At 68.1% G+C, this 573-nt stretch carries 1 protein-coding gene; it reads left to right on the top strand.

What is annotated here, in order from left to right:
* A partial coding sequence (locus tag MF605_RS11905) for an integrase core domain-containing protein (protein ID WP_242821301.1) occupies positions 1–573 on the top strand: 573 nt, incomplete at both ends.

Below are 573 nucleotides of genomic sequence, written 5' to 3'. Positions count from 1 at the left end.
AACGACCCCAGAAGATCACCGCGAGAGGGCCGGGGCACATGGTGCACCTGGACGTGAAGAAGATCGGGCGCATCCCTGACGGGGGCGGCTGGCGTGCTCACGGCCGGGACTCCGAGAACGCGCGAGCGGCCAAGCGCGGGCCTGGCCGACGGGTCGGGTACACCTACCTGCACTCGGCGATCGACGGGTACACCCGGCTGGCCTACACCGAGGCGTTGGAGGATGAGCGGACGGTGACCACGATCGGGTTCTTCTGCCGGGCGAGGGCGTTCTTCGCCGCCCACGGCATCACCGTGGACCGGGTGGTCACGGACAACGGGAACAACTACCGGGCCGTGGACTTCACCGCGAAGGTGGTCTCGCTCGGGGGCCGGCACCACCGGATCCGCCCATACACCCCGCGCCATAACGGGAAGGTCGAACGGTACAACCGGCTGATGGTGGACGAGGTCCTCTACGCCCGCCCGTATACCTCAGAGACAGCTCGGCGTGAGGCGCTGGCCGTGTGGGTGAACCACTACAACTACCATCGGCCTCATACCTCCTGCGGGGACGCCCCTCCGGCCTCGTTGG

This window comes from Micrococcus luteus, assembly GCF_022664405.1.
In the GTDB taxonomy this organism is placed as follows: Bacteria; Actinomycetota; Actinomycetes; order Actinomycetales; family Micrococcaceae; genus Micrococcus; species Micrococcus luteus.
Note: the sequence above shows the minus strand (reverse complement) of the source record. Positions and strands in the feature narration are given on the sequence as shown.